Here is a 1,339-nt window from a genome sequence, read left to right on the forward strand (position 1 = left end):
CGGGTGTGCCGGTGGACTGGGCCGGCTTCTTCGCGGGCAGCGGTGCACGCCGGACCGACCTGCCCACCTACGCCTTCGACCACCAGCACTACTGGATCGTCGACGGCGCACCCGCGCAGACCGTCGCGGCCACCGCGTCCGCAGCGACGACTGCCGACCCTGGCCTGCTCGAACGGCTCGCCGAACTCCCCGAGTCCGACCGTGACTCGTACGTGCTGGACGCGGTGTGCGAGCAGACCGCGGCCGTGCTCGGCCACGCCGACCCCGGCGCGATCGACCCCGACCGGCCGTTCCACGAGATCGGCTTCGACTCGCTGACCGCCGTCGAACTACGCAACCGCATCAACCGGATCAGCGGCCTGACACTCTCCGCCACGCTCGTCTTCGACCACCCCTCCCCGGCCGCACTCGCCGAGTACCTCGGCACCCTGCTGAGCCCCGAATCCGACCCGTCCCTCGACGACCTGTTCGCACTCGTCGACCAAGAACTCGGCCCGGAAGCGAGCTGATCGCCGATGACCACCCTGAACGAGCAGAAGCTCACCGCGTATCTCAAGCGCGTCACCGCGGAACTGCAGCGCACCCGGGAACGCGTCGCCGACCTGGAGGCGGGCGACGACCCGATCGCCGTCGTGTCGATGGCCTGCCGGTATCCGGGCGGCGTCCGCACCCCGGAGGACCTCTGGCGACTCGTCGCCGACGGCGTGGACGCGATCGGCGACTTTCCCGGCGACCGCGGCTGGGACCTCGACGACCTCGCCGCCCGCTCCGACTCCACCCGTGGCGGCTTCCTCGACGGCGCCGGCGACTTCGACGCGGAGTTCTTCGGCATGTCGCCCCGCGAGGCCCTGGCGACCGACCCGCAGCAGCGCCTGCTGCTCGAAGTCGCCTGGGAGGCGATCGAGCGCGGCGGCATCGACCCGGCCTCGCTGCGCGACACCCGCACCGGCGTCTTCATGGGCTTCGCCGGGCAGACCTACGCCGACATGGACACCGGCGCGGACGAGCTGCGCGGATATCTGCTCGCCGGGGGCGCCGCCAGCGTGGCCTCCGGCCGGATCGCGTACACACTCGGCCTGCACGGTCCGGCGATCACCGTGGACACCGCCTGCTCCTCGTCGTTGGTCGCGCTGCATCTGGCGGTCCGTGCGCTGCGGAACGGCGAATGTGCGATGGCACTCGCCGGTGGGGTCACCGTCATGTCGACCCCCGGCGCCTGGATGGAGTTCTCCCGTCAGCAGGGCCTGGCGGCGGACGGGCGGTGCAAGTCGTTCGGTGCGGGCGCGGACGGCACCGGCTGGTCGGAGGGCGTCGGGATGGTGCTGGTGGAACGGTTGTC

The 1,339-nt window shown here is 71.8% G+C and carries 2 protein-coding genes; both read left to right on the forward strand.

Features of this window, described 5'->3' with window-relative positions; genetic code table 11:
• Positions 1-509: phosphopantetheine-binding protein (locus tag AB0L95_RS42200; protein WP_365171991.1), on the forward strand; the 509-nt coding region annotated here is incomplete at its 5' end.
• Positions 510-515: 6 nt separating this feature from the next.
• Positions 516-1,339: beta-ketoacyl synthase N-terminal-like domain-containing protein (locus AB0L95_RS42205; RefSeq protein WP_365171993.1), on the forward strand; the 824-nt coding region annotated here is incomplete at its 3' end.

Source organism: Streptomyces sp. NPDC052036, assembly GCF_040680495.1.
Classification (GTDB): Bacteria; Actinomycetota; Actinomycetes; order Streptomycetales; family Streptomycetaceae; genus Streptomyces.